Here is a 2,728-nt window from a genome sequence, read left to right as displayed (position 1 = left end):
TCGCCCCAGGGCGTGAGCACGCCGCGCTCCGCGAGCAGCCGGCCGCCGCCCGGCGTCGCGGTGAGCACCGCCTCGCGGCCGAGCATGCCCTGCAGCCGCTCGAGCGCGTGCTTCGTGCGGTCGTCGATGTCGCCGCCGCCCCACAGCCCCGGCATGTGCTCCGTGTCGGCGTCGAGCCGCTCGGGGAGCGCCTGCACCTCGACGAGCGCCGACCCGAGGTCGCTCTCGGTCAGCTGCCAGCGCATCCGGTCGACGATGTCGCCCGCGCGCAGGAACCCCGGCTGCCGCCACAGCCGCTCGCTCACGCGGCCCTCCTCGCCGCGCAGCACGATGCGGATCTCGCTGCACACGAGCCGCTGCTGCGCGAGCTGGCGCACGAACCGCTCGACCGGCTCGCGCACCGCGAGCGCGAGCTCCTGCACGCCCTCGATGCCGGGCTCGAAGACGAGCCGCAGCGCGCGCTCCTCCCCCACGCCGCTCTCGTCGACCCGGCGGTCGTCGTCGCCGCGCGCTCGCGCGAGGGCGACGAGGCCCGGCTCGCCGAAGCGGTCGCGCACGCTCGCGTCGGGCAGCCGGGCGAAGCCGCCGAGCGTGTGCACGCCGAGCCGGTGCAGCATGCACGGCAGCTCGTCGTCGCCGAGCACGCCGACCGGCAGGGGCGCGAGGAACTCGCGGCTGCGACCCGGCGGCACGATCGTCTCGGCGGCCGCGGCGGCGGCGAGCTCCGCCGAGAAGCGGTCGTCGGCGACGCCGAAGCTCGCGGTGAGGCCGAGCGGCGCGAGCGCGCCCCGCACCGCCTCGATCGCTCGCGGCTCGGAGCCGTAGAACCGGCTGGCGCCGCGCATCCGGAACGCCAGCGCGCCGTCGCCGATCGCCTGCGCGGCCGGCACGACCGCGAGCACGGCCCGCACCACCCGCTCGAACGCGAGCGCCTCACCGACCGGGTCGGCGGGGGCGAGCGCGAGCATGGGCGAGGCGGACTGCGCGTCGCGCACCCGCATGCCCACCCGCACGCCGTCGTCGCGAGCGCCCTGGTCGCACGCGACGACCCGCAGCGCGTGCACCACGGCGCCGGGCGAGCCCTGCTCGCCGCCGGCGGGCAGCGCGCCCGTCTGGCGGGCGACGACCACGGGCCAGTCGGGCACGCGGAGCACGCCGATGCGGCCGCCGCGCACGTGCGCGCCGCCCCTGCCCGTCATCTCCGTCGCCACACTCCATGATCGAACATACGTTCGAGAGCAGTCAAGTGGATGCGGCGCGTCGCGTCCGCGGGCCGGTCCCGGGCGCGCACGGGTGCGGGACGCGCATCGCGCGCCCCGCACCCGCAGGGATCAGCGCACGGCCACCGGCCGCCGCCGGAGCAGGAGCGCCAGTCCCGCTGCGAGCAGCGCGAAGGCCGGGAGCAGCAGCTCCCCCGCGCCAGCACCGGTCCGGGGCAGCGTGCTCGCGGCCGCTCCGTCAGCCGCCACCGGCAGCCGCCGATCGGCCTTGTCGGTGCCGTCGAGCGCCGAGCCGCGGCCAGCGCCCGCCTCGGCCCCACCGACGCCGCCCCAGAGCTCGCCGACCTCGGAGCCCGCGTCGCCACCGGCGGCCACGTCGCCACCCGTGCCATCCGCGCCGCCGCCGGCGCCGACGTCGCCGCCGGAGCCGTCCGCGTCGTCGCGACCGTCAGTCACGCCCGGCGCCGCCGCGGGGTCGCAGCCCGGCAGCACGCCGCCGACCGCCACCGCGAGGCACACGTCGGCGTCCACCGCGATCGCGTCGGCCACATCCGCCTTCGCATCCGAGACGACGAGCGCCTCGACGACGGGCAGCGCGCCGATCGCGCCATCGGAACCACCGCCCGTGCTGTCGGAGCCGTCAGCGGAGCCGTCCTCGACGCCGGGCGCCGCCGCGGGGTCGCAGCCGGGCAGCACGCCGCCGACCGCCACCGCCAGGCACACGTCGGCGTCGACCGCGACCGCGTCCACCATCTCGGCCTCCGCATCCGCGTCGACCAGCGCCTCCGCGACCGGCAGCGGCGCGACGGCACCGTCGGAGCCCTCCGCCGCAGCGCCCGGCTCACCCGTCGTCGCCGCCGGGCCGCAGCCCGGCAGCACGCCGCCGACCGCCACCGCCAGGCACACGTCGGCGTCCGCCGCGACAGCGTCGACCACCCCCACCTCTGCGTCGGCCGTCACGAGCGCCGTCGCTGCGGCCGCCGTGCCGTCATCCGCCGCGGGCGCGTCAGCCACGGCGTCCGCTGGCGCATCCACCACGGCATCCGCCGTCGCATCAGCCACGACGTCCGCCGCCGCATCCACCACGGCATCCGCCGTCGCATCAGCCACGACGTCCGCCGCCGCATCCACCACGGCATCGGCCGTCGCATCCACCACGGCATCGACCGTCACCTCGACCGCCGCGTCCGCCGTGGTCTCGACCACCGCATCTGCGAGCGACCCGACGGCCACCGCATCCGCCCCGACACCGATCGTGGTGTCGGTCTCCACTGCACCGGCCACGCCGGTGCCTGCGGCCCAGAGGCCGCCCGCGAGCGCTGTGGTCCACAGCGCCCGCATCGCGAGCTTGTTCATCGCTTCGCCCTTTCATCGATGGAGTCGATCCACCGCCCCGCTCCGGGACGGCTGCGTGCCGCGCGCACGGCGCGGCCGAGGACCGCTCAATCAGGGCTCGCGGTGTGCTCCTCCACCGGTGCAGGAGGGACGCGGTCGTCGTGGACCGCGAC

Annotated in this window: 2 protein-coding genes; both read right to left on the bottom strand. The window is 77.6% G+C overall.

From position 1 onward, the window contains the following. The coding region (locus tag NWP09_RS12365) for a DNA polymerase Y family protein (RefSeq protein ID WP_258275802.1) at positions 1-1,199 on the bottom strand (1,199 nt) is incomplete at its 3' end. A 132-nt stretch (positions 1,200-1,331) separates the two neighbouring features. Beyond that, positions 1,332-2,576, bottom strand: coding sequence for a hypothetical protein (locus NWP09_RS12360; RefSeq protein WP_258275801.1), 1,245 nt, complete (start codon positions 2,574-2,576; stop codon positions 1,332-1,334). Positions 2,577-2,728 lie beyond the last annotated feature (152 nt).

It is taken from the genome of Agrococcus sp. HG114 (assembly GCF_024723325.1).
In the GTDB taxonomy this organism is placed as follows: domain Bacteria; phylum Actinomycetota; class Actinomycetes; order Actinomycetales; family Microbacteriaceae; genus Agrococcus.
Note: the sequence above shows the minus strand (reverse complement) of the source record. Positions and strands in the feature narration are given on the sequence as shown.